Here is a 19,177-nt window from a genome sequence, read left to right as displayed (position 1 = left end):
TTTTTTATGAAAGAATAAACTGCTTAGAGATTTTCTCTGCTTTTTTACTTTCACTGTAATCATAAAAACCTTCTCCTGATTTTACACCTAATTTTCCTGCTCTTACCATATTTACTAATAATGGGCAAGGGGCATATTTAGGGTTTTTGAAACCTTCGTACATGACATTCAAAATAGCAAGACAAACATCAAGACCAATAAAATCAGCTAATTGTAATGGTCCCATTGGGTGTCCCATTCCTAATTTCATCACAGTATCAATTTCATAAACGCCGGCTACCTTATTATATAACGTTTCAATTGCTTCATTTAGCATAGGCATTAAAATTCTATTTGCTACAAAGCCCGGATAATCATTTACTTCAACAGGAGTTTTTCCTAATTTTTCAGATAAATCCATGATAATTTTAGTGACTTCATCGCTGGTATTGTAGCCGCGAATAATTTCTACTAATTTCATAATTGGCACCGGATTCATAAAGTGCATGCCAATAACACGTTCAGGATGTGAAACAACGGCTCCAATTTGAGTTATGGAGATAGAAGAAGTGTTGGTTGCTAAAATTGTATTGTGAGAACAAGCTTCGTTTAATTGTTTGAAGATGTTTAGTTTTAGTTCAACATTTTCGGTTGCGGCTTCAACGACTAAATCAACACCAACAACACCATCCTTAATATCAGTATACGTAATAATGTTGGTGATAGTTTTTGCAACTTCTTCCTGAGTAATGGTGCCTTTAGATAGCATTCTGTCTAAATTTGCGGCAATAGTTGCCATACCTTTGTCTAATGATTTCTCAGAAACATCAATCAGTTTAACAACAAAACCACTTTGTGCAAATGTATGGGCAATTCCGTTACCCATTGTTCCTGCACCAATTACAGCTATAGTTTTCATTTAATTTTGGTATTTGAATTTTAAAAGTTAAGGTTTAAAGCTCCTTTGAAGTACGCTTTAAACCTTAAAAATAATGAGTTTATTTTTTTTGTTTATTTATCGAAACAGTCAATAATCTGATATGCTACTCTTAATGCATCTGTAGCTTGTTCAAGTGTTACTACTGGAGTTGTATCTGTTTTTATTGCATTTGCAAATGATTCTAACTCATCCAGTATTGCATTGTTTTGCTCAACATCAGGGTTTGTAAAATAGATTTGTTTTTTTACGCCTTCGGCATTTTGCAAAATCATATCAAAATCTCCGGGAATTTCAGGAGCATCTTTCATACGTACTACTTCACATTTTTTCTCTAAAAAGTCAACTGAAATGTAGGCATCTTTTTGAAAGAAGCGTGTTTTTCGCATGTTTTTCATCGAAATTCTGCTTGCTGTTAAATTAGCTACACATCCGTTTTCGAATTCAATTCTGGCATTCGCAATATCCGGAGTGTCACTAATTACAGAAACACCGCTTGCGTGAATATCTTTTACCTTTGAATGTACAACACTTAAAATAGCATCAATATCATGGATCATTAAATCTAAAACTACAGGTACATCTGTCCCACGCGGATTAAATTCAGCCAGACGATGTGTTTCTATAAACATTGGATTTTCGATCATGTTTTTTGTAGCAATAAACGCCGGATTAAAGCGCTCAACATGACCAACCTGACCTTTTACATTATATTCTTTAGCTAAAGCAATAATTTCTTCAGCTTCCTGAACCGTATTGGCAATTGGTTTTTCGATAAAAATATGCTTTCCTGATTTTATAGCTACCTTAGCACATTTATAGTGCGAGAGGGTTGGAGTTACAATATCGATAACATCCACAGCGTGGATTAATTTTGCAATAGTACTGAAGTTTTTATAGCCAAATTCTTTTGATATTCTTTCGGCATTTTCCTGATTTTCGTCGTAAAATCCAACTAATTCGTATTTGTCAGATTGTTGTAATAAGCGTAAATGTATTTTACCAAGATGACCAGCACCTAAAACTCCTACTTTTAACATGAGAATGTATTTTAAACAAAAATATAATTTATTTGTCGAACGTGAAAATGAATGTAGTAAAGATTTAGCGATTTAATAATTAAAAATCAATATTTGATTTACTATTTACTTTCTTATTTTTGCAAAAATAAAACCTACCCATTTTGAAAGATACTGCCAAACATCAAGGACTTCGTAATCAATTAGTAAGCACTTTAGAGCAAAAAGGTATTACTGACAGAGCAGTTTTGGATGCGATAAAAAAAATCCCAAGACACCTTTTTTTAAATTCCAGTTTTGAAGATTATGCTTATCAGGATAAGGCATTTCCTATAGGAGCCGGGCAAACGATATCACAGCCTTACACTGTTGCTTTTCAATCGCAATTATTAGAAGTAAAAAAAGAACATAAAATTCTGGAAATTGGTACCGGTTCTGGTTATCAAACTGCTGTTTTGTGCATGCTTGGCGCTAAAGTATTTAGTGTGGAAAGACAAAATGAGTTGTTTAAAACAACTTCAAATTTGTTTCCTAAATTAAATATTCGTCCCAAACATTTGTCTTTTGGTGATGGTTATAAAGGATTACCAAGTTATGCGCCGTTTGATAGTATAATTGTTACTGCAGGCGCGCCATTTATTCCTCAGCCTTTAATGGCGCAATTAAAAATAGGAGGAAGGCTTGTTATTCCGTTAGGAGAAGATGTGCAGATTATGACTTTGTTAATTCGTAAAAACGAAACGCAGTTCGAAAAACATGAATTTGGAGAATTTCGATTTGTCCCTTTATTAGAAGATAAAAATTAAGAAAAAAGACCCATTTAGTTGGGTCTTTTTATTTTGAAACCAATTGTATTGCCCGAAGTAAATTTTCTTTTTCAATTCTGAGAATATAATTGATTAAAAAAGATTTGTCATTTTTGTTCTTGCATGCTTCTAAAATGTGTAAATATTCTTCTTTGGTTTCATCGTTTCCTTGTATAGTTGCAAAAACATAACCATGTTGAAGCAATATCCAATTCATTAATAAGTTTGCGATTTGCATATTTCCATTTTCAAAAGGACTGATAGTTATAACTTTTAAATGTGCTTCAGAAGCCAGAACTATTGGATGCAAGTTGTTTTTATTAGTTTCGTACCAATTAAAAAACAAATTCATTTCACGAATTATTAAAGAATCATTTTTATACTTTCCAGAATTTTCAGGGCTGATTCCTCTCAAAAGTAAATTATGAATCGTTAAAAAATCTTTTTCATTTATTGATGTTTTTTTGTGATTTAGGTCTTTAATGTAAGCGATTGTTTCCTGAAGATTAACCGCTTCAAGATGCTCATACATGGTTTTTCCGGCAATTGTTACTCCTTCATTAATTACTGATTTTGTTTCCTGAAAAGTTAATGAGTTTCCGTTTAGGCGATTGCTTTCAGAAATAAATTCTAATTCTAATATTTTAGAAATTCTGTGTAAGTCAAAATGTTGAAAGGATGTAATTTGTTTTTTCAAAACTTCAATTTCATCTAAAACAACTTGAATGCCTGATAAAACAGAGGAGCTTATGATTTTTTTATTACTCTGAATTTCTTGTTCTGCAAGAAAAAGAGCTTTTAATGCAAATTCATCATCTCCAATTTCGTAGAGAATTTTTTCTTTTAGCCATGCAATCATTAAGGTCTCAAAATCAATCTCTAGAAGTTGAGAAAGTTTTGAAATTTGTTCTCTGGTTGGTTTTCGGGTTCCTGATTCAAATTTGCTTATTAACGCTTGATCAATACCAAGTATTTGTGCCACTTCTCGAGTTTTTAATCCCTTTTGCTCTCTTGCATTTTTAAGAAGTGTTTTCATTATGATAATGTTTTTAATTGTCTTGACAAAACAAGTCATTTTGTTTAGGCTAAAAAAAGCAATACTATAAATATTGCTTTAAATATGTTATTTTTTAGGAAGAGAGCCATCTTTTCTCATTTCACCCACAACAGCTTGCATGATTGCATCTACCGTGGATCCTAAATCTGTGACATAATCTGATTTTGTAGTTCCTGTCCAGATTAGTTTATTTTCTTTTAATGAAAAAATATTAGTTTCTACCATATACGAAGTAGTTTCCTGATAATAGCCCGGATCATAAAAATTAGGAGAGTACATTCCGTACCAATTTCCAAAACCATAGCCGTACATTCCGGTATATAAACCATCAAATCCACCGTAATACATACCCGTATAACTTCCCGGAACATAATTGGTTTCTTTTTCTGTGCTTACCAAACGCAAGGTAATAACTCCGTCAAAATTCTCATCTTGCAATATTTTTAATTTCTGCTCTTGTGTGAGATTTTTAGTTGTTTCGTTTAGGTATTGATAAGAAGTTTTGAAAATCTCATTACTGGCAGCAATTCTGTTTTCGGTTACTCTTCTCGAAGCTTCGTCTTTTACTAATGCTACTACTAAAACTTTTTTAAAATTTTCCTGAGCGACTGTTATTTTTGGATCTCTCCAACTATTTACAATAGAAGTATTGCTGCCACAGCCTGACAAGACCAGAACAGTTATTAATAAAATTAAGTATTTTTTCATATTACAATTTTTAAAATTATTGTAGTAAAAATACGTATAAAAAGTAAGGAAATACTTCTGTAAGCTAAATAACTTTAATTATAAGCTTTTTTTATTCGGTCGAGATCGCGTTTAGTATCTTGTTCCTTAAGAGATTCGCGTTTGTCGTAATTTTTCTTTCCTTTACAAAGGCCTATTTGCAATTTTGCAAGTCCTTTTTCATTGGTGAATAATTTTAGCGGAACAATAGTAAGTCCTTTTGCCTGAACACTTTTATGAAGGCTTTTTAATTCCTTTTTATTCAGAAGCAATTTTCTTTCGCTTCGTGATTTATGATTGAACTGGTTTCCAAACGTATATTCTTCGACGTAAGTATTAATTGCGAACAGTTCAAGATTACTAAATTCACAAAAACTTTCTGTGATATTAGCTTTTCCTAATCGTATCGATTTAATTTCTGTACCGGATAAAACAATTCCGGCAGTATAAGTATCGATTATCTCATAATCAAATCGAGCTCTTTTATTAAGTATATTGACTGTTTTTAACATAATGCAAATGTAAACAAAATTGAAAAATTTGGTACTATCAAAGATAGCTAAAGATTTTTTTAAATCTGGGGTAGTAATCCAAATTTAACCTCTCCGCTTTCTTTGGATTTATATTCTAAAATAGTTGTAGATTGATTTACATTTCAATTTAGTAATTTTGTAAAAAGAAAGACCGTACTTTTTCGGGTACGGTCTTTTAATATTATCTTAAAATTATAAAATGCAAAATCAATCAAAAGATCCCTTACACGGACTTACGCTTCAAAAAATTGTAGAAGCACTTGTTAATCATTACGGTTTTGATACTTTGGCAGAATTAATTCCTATAAAGTGTTTTACATCAAATCCAAGTGTAAAATCAAGTTTAACATTTCTAAGAAAAACTGATTGGGCGCGTAAAAAAGTAGAGGATTTATATGTAAAATCTTTACCTAAATTCTCCAACTAGTTACAATTTATAAGAGATCATTACGCCTCCACGATACGGAAGCCATTCACCACTTTTATTCCAGTTTGGCGCTTTTTCATATCTTCCCGGAGTTCCGTCATTATAATAACCATGATAGAATCCCTGGTGCCAGCCGGCTCCTGCAAAAAAGTCTAATAAAAATTTATCACTCAATTTAAGGTTGTATCCAACAGTAACCCCTAGACGGTACCCAAAACCATGTTCGTATTTATTAGAGTCCCAGTAGTTCCATTTTTGTATTTCGTAAATGTCCGGACCAGCATGACCACCAACATAAAACCCATTAAAATTTTCTTTAAAATGGTAACGCAGTTCAGGAGTTAATGTGTAAAATTTCATTGGGCTATGTCCATTAAAAGATTCCCAAAAAGAAGCCATTACATCGACACTAAAAGTCAAATTTTTGCCAATACTGGTTTCTATACCAACATTAGGTATTGCAAGTAAGGCAGTTGCGGCATTAAACTTAATAAAAGTCTGGCTTTGAGATTGAATGGAAAAGAAAACAACAAACAGGATTAAATATTTTTTCATAAAAAATAGGTTTACAGTGGTATTAAATAAGGCTTTATTACTTATTTTGCGTGCAAATATAACGCAAACCATTTATTACTATTATCAAAATGCTTTAATTTAACAGGAATGTTTTTTTCTAATAATGAGGGTAAACTACTTAGGTTCTAATAATGAGTAAATTACCTTGTCTAAAAAGCGACCTTCGTAAAATTCAGACTCTTTTAGATGCGCTTCTTTAACGAAACCACATTTTTGTAACACCTTTTCTGAAGCATAATTCTCAGGATCAATTACAGCTTCTATCGAATGTAGTTTTAAATCTTCAAAACCATAAGCAATTAATCGGTTTACGGCTTCAGGAATAATTCCTTTTCCGTGAAATTCCGGCAAAAGCATATAGCCAATTTCAGCACGGTAATTTTCAGGCTGCATTCTGTAATATCCTATAATTCCAAGAAGTTTTGGGTTATCCTTTAAAGTTATTCCCCAGTTGATACCCACATTTGTTACAATTTTATCATCAATCATAGCAATGTGTGCCAGTGCATCTTCATTGTCTTTTACCAATGGTCTTGGGATGTATTTCATGGTTTCAGGATTCGAACGCAATTCAAAAACTTCATTTACATCGTCGTTTGTTATTCTTTTTAAAAGCAAACGTTCTGTTTCTATTACAGGAAATGGGGTAAAATTAAATTCCAGCATTTTTCTTAATTATAATATTTTAATACTAAATTTTGAATTAAAAGTATGACCTGCGTCTAAAACTAAAATTCCTTCTTTTTCAAATAAATCTCCTGAATTTTCGGCAGTATCCGAGTATCCTAACCAGGGCTCAATGCAAATAAATGGCGCTTGCTCTTTTGTCCAGATTCCTAAACTAGGAAAATCTTCGAAATCGACTTTTATATAAGGAGCTGAATTTTCCAGGATTGTCAAGGAATTTGACTCCAGGTTTTTAAAGATCAAAGCATCATTTTCGAATAATTTGTAGTTTAAAGGCACTAAATTATTTGATGTCTCTAAAACTTTGGTATTATTAGAAATTAAATCATTCTCTAAAAGGTAATATTTTAAAACTTCTTCTTTTTCGAATTCAAAAGAATAATTTTCAAAATTTTCAGGTAAAGCTATTGCCGGATGGGCTCCAATTGAAAATGGCATTTTACTCTCACTATTATTAATTACCTTATATTCGATATCTAATGACGCGTCATTAAGTGTATAGATAAGTTGTAATTCAAATTCAAAAGGATACTTTTTTAAGGTTTCGGCATCAGATTTTAATGAAAAAACAGCTCTGTTTTCGGTTTTTTCAACCAACTGAAATTCCATATCTCTTGCAAAACCATGTCTTGGTAATTGATATTCTTTTCCTTCGATTGTATAAGTGTTATTTTTTAAAGTCCCAACAATAGGGAAAAGGACAGGAGAATGTTTTCCCCAGAAATCCGGATTCCCTTCCCAAATATATTCTTTATTGTTATTGTCTTTTAAGGAATATAATTCGGCTCCGGAATGTTTTATCGATGCGCTTAGTGTTGAATTTGAAATAGTTGTATTCAAAGTGTTTAATATTGAAATGAATGAATCTTATATTGATGTAAATATATTTTATAAATTTTAGTTTTTTAAGAAAATGCTTCAAATTATTTTTTTGATAAAATTTTGCTAAAATTTAATTTATGATTCTTGTTTTTCCTTTAAATAGCTTTTTTTTTCATTAATTTGCTATATAAACAGCTAAAAAATATGAAAATACAATCCTCAAAAGCCTTACTAACCCTGGCTTTGTTTGTTGGAATTTCTTCTGTTTGGGCACAACAAAAGCCTGCAACGACAGCGGTAAATCCAGTTAATAATTATAGTTATCACGATGCATTTGCGCCACATTTTTATACAAAAAACGGAACCCCAACCCGTTCTGCAAGTGGTCAGCCCGGAGTTGAGTACTGGCAAAACAGAGCGGACTATGTGATAACGGCAAAATTAAATGCTGCTACAAACGAAATTATTGGTACAGATGAAATTACCTATACCAATAATAGTCCTGACAAGTTAGGTTTTGTATGGTTGAATTTAGATCAAAATTTATTCAAAGAGGATTCCAGAGGAAATGCGGTTGTACCTTTAACAGGAAGTCGTAATGGAGCTCAGGGACAGGTTTTTGACGGTGGAAATAAAATTAAATCGGTAAAAGTAATTTCTGTTGGAAAGAAAAAAACAGAAGTTGAGGCAAAATTTGTAATTACAGATACCAGAATGCAGATATTTCTTCCTGAAGAATTAGCATCAAAAGGCGGAGCTGTAAAAATCAAAATCGAATTTTCGTTTGTTGCCCCTTTTGAAGGATCAGACAGGATGGGAGTTTTAGAAACTAAAAATGGTAAAATTTTCACCATTGCACAATGGTATCCGCGTATGTGTGTTTACGATGATGTAAGAGGCTGGAACACGCATCCTTATTTAGGCGCATCTGAATTCTACTTAGAATATGGTGATTTTGATGTAAGGCTGACAGTTCCTGCCAATCATTATGTTGTAGGTTCAGGAGAATTATTGAATGGTGCCGAAGTATTACCGGCCGAAGTATTTAAGCGTTATAAAGAAGCTGGTCAAAGCGATAAAACAGTAACGATTCGTTCTGCCGAAGAAGTTGCAGCAACTGCAAACACAAATGCTGCCGGAGAAAAAACATGGCATTATCAAATAAAAAATGCTCGCGATTTCTCTTGGGCATCATCTGCTGCCTTTGTTTTAGACGGAGCAAAAATCAATTTGCCAAGTGGTAAAAAATCATTGGCTTTATCAGCTTATCCTGTAGAAAGCGGAGGACAAGGAGCTTACGGTCGTTCTACGGAATATGTAAAAGCAGCGATAGAACATTACTCTAAAACATGGTTTGAATATCCTTATCCTGCAGCGACAAATGTAGCAGGAAATGAAGGCGGAATGGAATATCCTGGAATTGTTTTTTGCAGCTGGGACTCTAAAGGCCAGGATTTATGGGGTGTTACAGATCATGAATTTGGACATATCTGGTTTCCTATGATTGTAGGTTCAAACGAAAGATTGTTTGGCTGGATGGATGAAGGTTTTAATACTTTCATCAATTCATTGAGTACTGCCGAGTTTAACAAGGGAGAATATGCAGAAGCTCCAACAGATTTACACAAAGCAGCAGAGTCGTTTACAAGACCTTCTTTAGAAACTATAATGAGTTCTCCTGATAATATGAAGGAAGCTAATATTGGTATGCTATGTTACTTTAAACCAAGTTCTGGCTTGGTTATTTTAAGAGAACAAATATTAGGAAAAGAGCGTTTTGATATTGCTTTTCGCACTTATATTGAACGTTGGGCATACAAACATCCGCAGCCGGATGACTTTTTCAGATCTATGGAAAATGTAGCAGGTGAGGATTTAAGTTGGTTCTGGAGAAGTTGGTATGTAAACAACTGGCGTTTTGATCAAGGGATAAATTCAATTAAATATATAAAAAATGATCCTTCGAAAGGAGTTGCGATCACTATTGAAAATTTTGATAAAATGCCAATGCCGGTTATTTTAGATGTAAAAACAAAAAGCGGAAAAATTACAAGAGTTAAATTACCTGTAGAAATTTGGCAACGTAATACCGTATGGACTTTTAAACATAATTCTACCGAAGAAATCGAAAGTATAACACTTGATCCGGATCATATTTTTCCAGACAATAATGAAGCTAATAACGTGTGGACATCGGGAAACGGTAAAGTAGAGAAAGATGTGGTTTTAGACAGTTATTTAGGAACATATTCAACTTCAAGAGCACCTTTGAAGATTGATGTAACCGAAAAAAATAGTACTTTAAATGTCGAAATTACAAACTTTCCTAAATTCACTGTAAGTCCTGTAGAAAATGAAAAAGACACTTTTCAATCTACCAGCGCAGGATTAAAATTTAAATACAATGAGGCGAAAACCGGTTTTGATATGATTATTTTGGGCAGTGGAGAGACGATTCCGTTTACTAAAAAATAAAAACATATATTTTTAAAGTTTTTACAACCCGATAGTTATTTGTAACTATCGGGTTTTCTTTTGTTTTAAATTATCGTGTAGTTGATTTTTTGTCGAAATGACAAACTTTGAGAAAAATTCTTTAATAAGTATAAAATCAGCTGTTCATGATTTTAATTTTAAAGTTAAAAAAAGAAAACTCAGAACCTCAGTATCTTAGTCCCGAAGCTTCGGGATAGAGTCTCGCAAAAATAACATAACATTAAAAAAATGTTAGAATTTTATTTTTTTGTTTTGTAAATAAAAAAATAGTGTACTTTTGCACCAATGAATAAAATAAGTTTACATATAACTTCTTTGTCACGGACAAACTCGCCTGCTACTTCTCCCGAAGTACGGATACTATCTCTATAGTATTCACAGAGTTTTTCGCCGCGTATTTATTTATATTCATTTTTCATTTTGAAATCACAAAATTTGTCCATTGGACAAACATATCCTAAAAGTATATATTGTATTTTAAATTTTCTTAATCAAGTTTTTGATTTTGAGAAAGTTACTTCTATTTTGTCTATTTTTATTGGATTGATTTCTTCTTTTCAAACTAAACAATACGTTTTAATTTTTAACTCTAACTTCAACTATTGAAATGAAAATCTCTATTGTTGTTACTCAGGAAGAACACTTCAAATTCGCACAGGAAATTTGCGATACTATAGAATCATCTGCCTTGTTAAGAGGTACAGGGATTGCTAAGAGAACTCCTGAATACATTCAGAAAAAAATGTCGAATGGTGATGCGATGATTGCTCTGGCAGACGGAAAATTTGCAGGTTTTTGTTATATCGAAAGTTGGCAACACGGAAAATTCGTGGCACATTCCGGTTTAATTGTACATCCGGATTACAGAAGTTTGGGATTGGCGAAAAAAATCAAATCAAAAGTGTTTGATTATTCTCTGGAAAGATATCCGGACGCTAAGATATTTGGTATTACAACTGGTTTGGCTGTAATGAAAATTAACTCTGATCTGGGATATAAACCGGTACCTTTCTCTGAACTTACAACAGATCCAAGTTTTTGGTCAGGATGTAAAACCTGTACCAATTACGAAATTCTAAAAAGCAAAGAAAACAAAATGTGCCTTTGTACCGGAATGTTGTATGATCCTAAAGAAAAACAAAAAAATCCGCCAAGACACCCTTTTAACGAAGCTGTCCTAAAACGATTAAAGAAAATAAAACAAGCTTTATTCTTAAATAAAATAATGTCTTTTGGCTTTTTATCTTAAGAATAAATTAAAAAGAAATCTCAAACTTGCTATATACGAAAGTATTAGCCTAAATTATAAAAAATGAAAAAAGTTGTATTAGCTTATAGTGGAGGATTAGATACCTCGTATTGTTTGAAATATTTAAAAAATGAAAAAGGATACGAAGTCCACACCGTACTTGTAGATACAGGAGGATTTGATGCTGAAGAATTATCAGCAATCGAAAAAAGAGCCTACGAATTAGGAAGCGCACAACACGCCAATTTAACTATCGTAGATAAATATTATGATAAAGCTATAAAATATTTGATTTTTGGAAACGTATTAAAAAACAATACATATCCATTATCAGTAAGTGCAGAGCGTGTTTTTCAGGCAATTGAAGCTATTAAATATGCTAAAAAAGTTGGAGCAAGCGCGATCGCACACGGAAGTACAGGTGCAGGAAATGATCAGATTCGTTTTGATTTAATTTTCCAAACCATTGCTCCGGAAATTGAAATTATTACTCCAATTAGAGATTTGAAATTGTCAAGACAAGAAGAAGTTGATTACTTAGCTCAAAATGGAGTTCACTATTCTTGGGAAAAAGCACAATATTCGATCAATAAAGGACTTTGGGGAACAAGTGTTGGAGGAAAAGAAACTTTGACTTCAAGCCAGCCGTTACCAAGTGATGCTTATCCTTCGCAATTGAAAAAAGAAGAAGAAGAAAAAGTAAGATTGCATTTTGAACAAGGAGAATTAGTTGGTTTAAACGGTCAGTTTGATAAACCTTCAAATAATATTGTGGCACTTGAAAAACTGGCAAATGCTTTTGCAATTGGTAGAGATATTCACGTAGGTGATACTATTATTGGAATTAAAGGAAGAGTTGGTTTTGAAGCCGCTGCACCATTAATTATCATCAAAGCGCACCATTTATTAGAGAAACACACCCTTGGTAAATGGCAACAATACTGGAAAGAACAATTAGGAAACTGGTACGGAATGTTATTTCATGAAGGTCAGTTTTTAGATCCGGTAATGAGAAACATCGAAACATTCTTGCAAGACACACAGAAAACTGTAAATGGTGTTGTAACCGTTTCTTTAAAACCATATCATTTTTCGCTTGACGGAATCGAATCAGATAATGATTTAATGAATACTGGTTTTGGACAGTACGGAGAAATGAACAATGCATGGACTTCTGACGATGCAAAAGGATTTATTAAGATTTTAGGAAATGCACAAAACATATTTTCATCTGTAAACCATTTAGATCATGATTAATTTCTGATGATTTATTCAAAAAAATAAAGCTTAATTTTTATGAAAACAAAAGTGTTTTTTTTACTTCCAATGTTTCTACTATTTCTTGGTTGTTCAAGTGATAACGATACGCCGGAAAAGGAAACTTTAAAACCGGTTACGTATGAAGTTTTATTATTTGAATTTACAGCTGACACAGGTAATAATTCATCTCGATTACATTATGAAATAAAATATGCTAACCCCAATGATGTTGCTGTAAAAGGAACATCAAGCGTAACTGCCAATTATAACGGATTGATATTAACCCCTATTAAAAGAGTTCCTCCATATGTTGAAATTGGTGCAAATTCTACTTATACAGAAGTTTATAATGTTGAATCTCCACATGACACACAATCATTAAGTCCTGAGCAGATAAAGACATATTACATAAAGTTTGTATCCGCAGAATTTGTTTTTGCTATTGATTAAAAAAACTAGGAGATTAGACAACTTTTTAAAATTTTCTAATCTAAAACACAAAAGATATTAAGAATCGAATTCGATTTAAAAATATATCTAAAAAAATAAAAATTATGATTAATATCGGAATAATTGGTGGTTCAGGCTACACGGCCGGAGAACTTATCAGAATCTTGATGTATCATCCTAATGTAAACATCGATTTTGTTTACAGTACAACAAATGCTGGAAAACCACTTTCTGTGGCACACCATGATTTGATGGGAGATATTGAAATGAATTTTACTGATGTTGTAAATCCTGACGTAAATGTTGTTTTTTTATGTCTGGGCCACGGAAAATCTATTTCATTTTTACAAGAAAATAAATTCGCTGGGCACACAAAAATCATCGATTTAGGAAATGATTTCAGATTAACGAAAGACGCTAATTTTGACGGAAAAGAATTCGTTTACGGATTACCTGAATTGAATAAAGCAGCAATTAAAAAAGCAAATTTTATTGCAAATCCAGGTTGTTTTGCTACGGCAATTCAGTTGGCTTTGTTGCCATTAGCGAAAAATAACCTCCTTAATGATGACGTTCATATTAACGCAACAACAGGAAGTACCGGAGCAGGAGTAAGTCTTGCTGAAACTTCGCACTTTAGTTGGAGAAACAATAATATGTCGCATTACAAAGCTTTTGAGCACCAACATTTGGGAGAAATTAACCAAAGTGTAAATCAATTGCAAGCGAATTATTCAGATGAATTAATTTTTGTTCCGAATAGAGGTGATTTTACAAGAGGAATTTTTGCAACATTGTATACAACTTCTGAAGAAAGTTTGGAAGATTTGGTTGCTAAATATGAGGATTTCTATAAAGATGAACCTTTTGTAACCGTTACAACGACAAATATCAACATGAAACAAGTCGTTCAAACCAACAAATGTATCATTAGTTTATTGAAAAAAGGAAACCGGATTTTAATCACTTCAATTATTGATAACTTAACCAAAGGTGCTTCAGGACAAGCGATTCAAAACATGAATTTAATGTTCGGATTAGAAGAAAACACAGGTTTACATTTGAAACCAAGCGGATTTTAATAATTGTAAAAAGTTAAAAGTGAGATGTTAAACGTCTTTACTTAAACATCCAGCATTTTACAAATAACATTTAACTTTAAGAGAAATGAATTTATTTAACGTATACCCACTTTATGATATAACTCCTGTAAAAGCATTAGACTGCACAATTACAGACAATAACGGAGTGGAATATTTAGACTTATATAGCGGACATGGTGTAATTTCAATTGGCCATACGCAACCTGATTATGTTGAGAAACTAAAAAATCAATTAGATCATTTAGGATTTTATTCGAATGCAATTCAGAATCCTTTGCAGGTTGAATTGGCTCAGAAATTAGGTAAACTTTCCGGATTAGAAGATTATGAATTGTTTTTATGCAGTTCTGGAGCTGAAGCAAACGAAAATGCATTAAAATTAGCTTCTTTTCATAATGGAAAATCAAGAGTTATCGCTTTTGATAATTCTTTCCACGGAAGAACTTCGGCAGCCGTTGCCGTTACAGATAACAAGAAAATTGTTGCACCAATTAATGCACAACAAGTAGTTACTTTTTTACCTTTAAATCAAATTGAATTAGTTGAAGCTGAATTAGCTAAAGGAGATGTTACAGCTGTAATTATTGAAGGAATTCAAGGAGTTGGAGGTTTAGACCAAGGAACAACAGATTTTTTTCAGGCTTTAGAAAAAGCATGTAAAAAACACGATGTTGTTTTAATTTTAGACGAAGTACAATCAGGATACGGAAGAAGCGGAAAATTTTTCGCTTTCCAACATCACGGAATCAATGCTGATATTATTTCAGTAGCAAAAGGAATGGGGAACGGATTTCCGGTTGGAGCTATTTTAATTTCTCCAAAATTTGAAGCAAGTTTCGGATTATTAGGAACTACTTTCGGCGGAAGTCACTTATCATGTGCAGCAGGAATTGCAGTTTTAGATGTAATTGAAAAGCTTGATTTACAGAAAAATGTAAATGAAGTTTACGAATATTTCTTAGAAAAAATCAAAGAAGTTCCTGGAATCAAACAGGTAAAAGGAAAAGGATTAATGCTTGGAGTAGAATTTGATTTTGATGTAGCAGCTTTAAGAAAGAAATTAATCATCGAAAAACACATTTTTACAGGAAGTGCAAACAACAAAAATCTATTAAGAATTTTGCCGCCACTTACAGTAAAAAAAGCTGATATTGACACTTTTATTGTAGCTTTAAAAGAAAGTTTGGAAGAGCTTCAAAATTAAATTATCGCAAAGTATATTATCCTGACAGGTTTCCAAACCTGTTAGGTATGAATAAGTTTCGATCAAAAGAAACAACCAAAAAACAACCAACCAACTATAAATTATGAATCCATTATCAATTGAAAAACGCAATCTGGTTTTGCGGTCTATGGCAAAGCTGGTCGAGCAGGAGCGGAGTCAAATAATTCTCACCAATCAGGAAGATCTTGCTGATTACGACGGCTCAGATTTAGCGATGGAAGAACGCCTGAAAGTAGATGATAAAAAAGTCGACGAGATGATTTTATCTTTGAACCAATTGGCTTCACAAGAAGATCCGGTTGGAGTAGAGCGTTTTCATTTTGTTCATGATAATGGAATAAAAGTGGTGAATAAAACAGCAGCTTTTGGAACAATCCTAATTATATATGAATCTCGTCCGGACGTTACAATCGAAGCGGGAGGAATTGCCTTTAAATCCGGAAATAAGATTTTATTAAAAGGAGGAAAAGAAGCTTTAAAATCAAACTTGAAAATTGTTGATTTATGGCATCAGGCTTTACAGGAAAACGGAGTTTCAAAAGATTGGGTGGAGTATTTGAATTATAATCGAACAGAAACTCAGGCTTTTTTAGAAAAACCAACTCAAAAAGTAGATTTGATTGTTCCAAGAGGAGGAGAAAAATTAATTGAGTTTGTCAAGCAACACGCCACTTGTCCGGTAATTGTAAGCGGACGCGGAAACAATTTTGTTTACGTTCATGAAAAAGCAGATACTGATTTGGCTTTAAAAATTATTTTAAATGCTAAAACATCAAAAATATCAGCTTGTAATGCAGTCGATAAGGTTTTAATAGATTCTAAATTACCCAATTTTGAAGGTTTTGCGGCTATTTTGATCGAGACTTTAAAAGAATCTAATGTAGAAGTAATCGTTGATGAATCGTTAAAAAGCTTTGAAGACACAGAAACACTCAAAAATGAAGATATCTGGTACGAAGAGTTTTTAGATTATAAAATTGTAATCGGAACCATTGATTCTGAAGAAAATGCAATCGACAAAATAAATAAATATTGCGGAGGACATTCGGCAGTAATCATTACCAGAGACGATAAAGCAGCGCAAGAATTTATGGATGCCGTTGACACTGCAGCCGTTTATCAAAATGCTTCAACCCGTTTTACAGACGGCGGACAATTTGGTCTTGGTGGAGAATTAGCGATAAGCACAGATAAGTTACACCAAAGAGGACCCATCGGTTTGCAACATTTGGTAACAAACAAATGGTACGTTTACGGAGAAGGACAAATTAGATAATTTTAGATTTTAGAGTTCAGATTTTAGATTTAGGATTAACGATTTCTAGTTTAAGATTTTTTATTAATCACAAAGTAGGAATTGGAATTTGGAATTTAAAAATTTGGAATTTAACTATAGATAAAGCTTTGAAAACTTTGCGGTAAAAAAAACTTAGTGCCTTAGTGTCTTCGTGGCAAAAACAGTAACAATGAAAAAAAGGATTTTATTAAAAATAGGAAGTAATACTTTAACCAAAGAAACCAATCATATTTCGCGGGGAAAGATTGAAGACCTCGGAATGCAGATTGCTGCTCTAAACAAAGATTACGAATTTGTAATTGTAAGTTCCGGAGCAATCGCAGCAGCAAAGCAATTTGTAAAGCTCGAAAGCAAAGGCAAAGAAATTGCATTAAAACAAGCTTTAGCCTCAATTGGTCAGCCACATTTAATGCGGATTTTCCATGAGAATTTCAGCGATTTAGGATTATTGACATCACAATGTTTATTGTCTTATTCAGATTTCGAAAAAGACCAATCTAAAGTAAATATTGTCAATACAATTAATGTTTTGGTCGAGAACAATTACATTCCGATTATTAATGAAAACGATACTGTTGCGACAGATGAGATCAGGTTTGGAGATAACGATAAATTAGCGGCTTTAACAGCAGTATTGCTAAATGTTGATATTCTGATTATTGCCACCAATACGAACGGAATTTATACCAAAGATTCTATTCATGATGAAAATCCGGAAACGATTCAATTAGTAAATGATTTAAAAACGCTTGAAAAAGAAATCGGCGAATCGAAATCATCACACGGAACAGGTGGAATGCAATCAAAAATAGAAGCAGCTGCAATTGCAAAAGCAGCCAACATCGAAACCTGGATCGTCAATGGATTAAATGATAATTTTATTTTAAAAGCATTAGAAGGCGAAATTCCTTTTACCAAAATCGTTTAATTATAACGCGATGAAACGGATTCGCTATCGCGAAAACGCGGATAAAAACGGATTTTATATTTGTTTTAATTTAATATAGTATATTTCATTCAAAATTGATAAAATGGAATTATTGCATGAGGAATTGACCGATGTTATTATTAAAACTTTTTATGAGGTATACAATGAATTAGGATATGGATTTTTAGAAAGAGTTTATTTAAACTCATTATATCTAGAATTAAAAAGTAGAGGTTTAAATGTTGAAGGTCAAAGGAAAATACAAGTTTATTATAAAGGAATCGAAGTTGGAGAATACTATGCAGATTTAATAGTTGAAAATTTAGTTATTCTTGAATTAAAAGCAGCAGAAAGTATTAGTCCTGCTTTTGAAAACCAAATATTAAACTATTTAAGAGGCACAAACTGCGAAGTAGGCTTGTTGTTGAATTTTGGAAAGAAACCGGAATTTAGACGGAAAGTTTTCGAAAATAGTAGAAAAGTGAGAAAGTAAAAAAAAAAGAATCAGTTTTTATCCGCGTTTTCGCGATAGCGAATCAGTTTAATCCGCGTCTAAATACACAATACAATAAAAACAAATGAATTATATTTCAATAAAAGACATCGACTCATTATCAAAATGGGTAAAAAGTGCGTTAAAAATCAAAAAGAACCCACTTAAAAATCAAGACTTAGGAAAAAACAAAACCTTAGGAATGTTATTCTTCAACCCGAGTTTAAGAACGCGTTTGAGTACTCAAAAAGCTGCTATAAACTTAGGAATGAACGTTATGGTAATGAATTTTACCAATGAAGGCTGGACATTAGAGTTCGAAGACGGAGCAATTATGAATTCCGGTGCTTCAGAACATATCAAAGAAGCGGCAGAAGTAGTTTCTCAATATTGTGATATTATCGCCATCCGTGCTTTTGCAGGTTTGGTAGACAAAGAAAAAGATTATCAAGAAACCGTTATTTCCGGATTTTTGAAACACGCAACCGTGCCAATCGTAAACATGGAAAGTGCCGTTCGTCACCCAATGCAATCTTTGGCAGATGCCATTACAATGGAAGAATACAAAACAAAACACAAACCAAAAGTAGTTTTGTCCTGGGCGCCACATCCGAAAGCTTTACCACAAGCCGTTGCCAATTCATTCGTAGAAATGATGCAAATGCAAAAAGATATGGATTTTGTAATCACGCATCCAGAAGGTTACGAGCTGAGTCCTGAAATCACCAAAGATTGCAAAATCGAATACGATCAAAACAAAGCTTTTGAAAATGCCGATTTCGTTTACGTAAAAAACTGGAGTAACTTCAACGATTACGGAAAAGTAACTAATATAGATCCAAATTGGACGGTTACGGCCGAAAAAATGGCGTTAACCAACAACGGAAAATTCATGCACTGTCTTCCCGTTCGTCGTAACGTAATTGTAACTGATGAAGTGATCGACAGCGAAAATTCAATCGTAATTCAGCAAGCGAATAACAGAACGTATTCGGCACAATTAGTTTTACAAAAGATTCTTAAGAAGTTAAAATAAAGGTACAAAGGTGTAAAGTTGAAGGTTCAGAGGTTTTTACATACTGAATCTAAGCTTTGTCCCTTTGTTCC

Annotated in this window: 20 protein-coding genes; 12 read left to right on the top strand and 8 right to left on the bottom strand. The window is 32.8% G+C overall.

Annotation, left to right across the window (positions count from 1 at the left end; translation table 11 throughout):
- Positions 1-4: 4 nt before the first annotated feature.
- Both RC62_RS19205 and RC62_RS19200 read right to left on the bottom strand, forming a co-directional pair.
- A complete protein-coding gene (locus RC62_RS19205; protein WP_041518720.1) occupies positions 5-898 on the bottom strand; it encodes a 3-hydroxyacyl-CoA dehydrogenase family protein in 894 nt (297 codons plus the stop codon).
- A gap of 92 nt (positions 899-990) precedes the next feature.
- Complete coding sequence (locus tag RC62_RS19200; RefSeq protein ID WP_055097928.1) at positions 991-1,956, bottom strand: Gfo/Idh/MocA family protein; 966 nt, start codon at positions 1,954-1,956, stop codon at positions 991-993.
- A gap of 143 nt (positions 1,957-2,099) precedes the next feature.
- Here RC62_RS19200 and RC62_RS19195 point away from each other — a divergent pair, with 143 nt between their 5' ends.
- The gene (locus tag RC62_RS19195) at positions 2,100-2,741 is read left to right on the top strand and encodes a protein-L-isoaspartate(D-aspartate) O-methyltransferase (protein WP_041518722.1); all 642 of its coding nucleotides are present in this window, start codon (positions 2,100-2,102) and stop codon (positions 2,739-2,741) included.
- Between the two features lie 28 nt (positions 2,742-2,769).
- On the opposite strand, the gene RC62_RS19190 is transcribed toward RC62_RS19195, so the two are convergent.
- From RC62_RS19190 to smpB, 3 genes are all read right to left on the bottom strand, one after another.
- Positions 2,770-3,777, bottom strand: coding sequence for a helix-turn-helix domain-containing protein (locus tag RC62_RS19190; protein WP_055097926.1), 1,008 nt, complete (start codon positions 3,775-3,777; stop codon positions 2,770-2,772).
- Positions 3,778-3,864: 87 nt separating this feature from the next.
- Positions 3,865-4,506: a lipoprotein gene (locus RC62_RS19185; protein WP_055097924.1), complete on the bottom strand. Its 642-nt coding sequence runs from the start codon at positions 4,504-4,506 to the stop codon at positions 3,865-3,867.
- A 74-nt stretch (positions 4,507-4,580) separates the two neighbouring features.
- Positions 4,581-5,036, bottom strand: a complete 456-nt coding sequence (gene smpB / locus RC62_RS19180; protein ID WP_055097923.1) for an SsrA-binding protein SmpB — start codon at positions 5,034-5,036, stop codon at positions 4,581-4,583.
- A 220-nt stretch (positions 5,037-5,256) separates the two neighbouring features.
- Between smpB and RC62_RS19175 the strand changes: the two genes are divergently transcribed.
- A complete protein-coding gene (locus RC62_RS19175) occupies positions 5,257-5,484 on the top strand; it encodes a VF530 family DNA-binding protein (protein WP_055097922.1) in 228 nt (75 codons plus the stop codon).
- On the opposite strand, the gene RC62_RS19170 is transcribed toward RC62_RS19175, so the two are convergent.
- The 3 genes from RC62_RS19170 to RC62_RS19160 all read right to left on the bottom strand — a co-directional run bounded on the left by RC62_RS19170 (position 5,485) and on the right by RC62_RS19160 (position 7,587).
- The gene (locus RC62_RS19170; RefSeq protein ID WP_055098584.1) at positions 5,485-6,039 is read right to left on the bottom strand and encodes a DUF3575 domain-containing protein; all 555 of its coding nucleotides are present in this window, start codon (positions 6,037-6,039) and stop codon (positions 5,485-5,487) included.
- 135 nt (positions 6,040-6,174) lie between these two features.
- Complete coding sequence (locus RC62_RS19165) at positions 6,175-6,726, bottom strand: GNAT family N-acetyltransferase (RefSeq protein WP_055097921.1); 552 nt, start codon at positions 6,724-6,726, stop codon at positions 6,175-6,177.
- A 9-nt stretch (positions 6,727-6,735) separates the two neighbouring features.
- Positions 6,736-7,587 (bottom strand): aldose 1-epimerase family protein, encoded by an 852-nt coding sequence (locus RC62_RS19160; protein WP_055097920.1) that lies wholly within the window; start codon positions 7,585-7,587, stop codon positions 6,736-6,738.
- 186 nt (positions 7,588-7,773) lie between these two features.
- Between RC62_RS19160 and RC62_RS19155 the strand changes: the two genes are divergently transcribed.
- The 10 genes from RC62_RS19155 (at position 7,774) to RC62_RS19110 (ending at position 19,106) form a co-directional block, all read left to right on the top strand.
- Complete coding sequence (locus tag RC62_RS19155; RefSeq protein WP_055097919.1) at positions 7,774-10,044, top strand: M1 family metallopeptidase; 2,271 nt, start codon at positions 7,774-7,776, stop codon at positions 10,042-10,044.
- A 628-nt stretch (positions 10,045-10,672) separates the two neighbouring features.
- The gene (locus RC62_RS19150; protein WP_055097918.1) at positions 10,673-11,314 is read left to right on the top strand and encodes a GNAT family N-acetyltransferase; all 642 of its coding nucleotides are present in this window, start codon (positions 10,673-10,675) and stop codon (positions 11,312-11,314) included.
- A 63-nt stretch (positions 11,315-11,377) separates the two neighbouring features.
- Entirely contained in the window at positions 11,378-12,571 is a 1,194-nt protein-coding gene (locus RC62_RS19145) for an argininosuccinate synthase (protein ID WP_035680634.1), read from the top strand.
- Between the two features lie 39 nt (positions 12,572-12,610).
- The gene (locus RC62_RS19140; protein WP_055097917.1) at positions 12,611-13,024 is read left to right on the top strand and encodes a hypothetical protein; all 414 of its coding nucleotides are present in this window, start codon (positions 12,611-12,613) and stop codon (positions 13,022-13,024) included.
- Positions 13,025-13,128: 104 nt separating this feature from the next.
- Positions 13,129-14,106, top strand: a complete 978-nt coding sequence (argC, locus tag RC62_RS19135; RefSeq protein WP_055097916.1) for an N-acetyl-gamma-glutamyl-phosphate reductase — start codon at positions 13,129-13,131, stop codon at positions 14,104-14,106.
- Positions 14,107-14,191: 85 nt separating this feature from the next.
- Positions 14,192-15,331, top strand: a complete 1,140-nt coding sequence (locus RC62_RS19130; protein ID WP_055097915.1) for an aspartate aminotransferase family protein — start codon at positions 14,192-14,194, stop codon at positions 15,329-15,331.
- 103 nt (positions 15,332-15,434) lie between these two features.
- Positions 15,435-16,628 (top strand): glutamate-5-semialdehyde dehydrogenase, encoded by a 1,194-nt coding sequence (locus RC62_RS19125; protein WP_055097914.1) that lies wholly within the window; start codon positions 15,435-15,437, stop codon positions 16,626-16,628.
- A 190-nt stretch (positions 16,629-16,818) separates the two neighbouring features.
- Positions 16,819-17,577, top strand: coding sequence for a glutamate 5-kinase (gene proB, locus RC62_RS19120; RefSeq protein WP_055098583.1), 759 nt, complete (start codon positions 16,819-16,821; stop codon positions 17,575-17,577).
- Positions 17,578-17,680: 103 nt separating this feature from the next.
- Entirely contained in the window at positions 17,681-18,070 is a 390-nt protein-coding gene (locus tag RC62_RS19115) for a GxxExxY protein (RefSeq protein ID WP_055097913.1), read from the top strand.
- 85 nt (positions 18,071-18,155) lie between these two features.
- Entirely contained in the window at positions 18,156-19,106 is a 951-nt protein-coding gene (locus RC62_RS19110; protein ID WP_055097912.1) for an N-acetylornithine carbamoyltransferase, read from the top strand.
- Positions 19,107-19,177 lie beyond the last annotated feature (71 nt).

This window comes from Flavobacterium aquidurense (assembly GCF_001404985.1).
Taxonomy (GTDB): Bacteria; Bacteroidota; Bacteroidia; order Flavobacteriales; family Flavobacteriaceae; genus Flavobacterium; species Flavobacterium aquidurense_B.
This window is presented reverse-complemented; position numbering and strand designations above follow the sequence as displayed.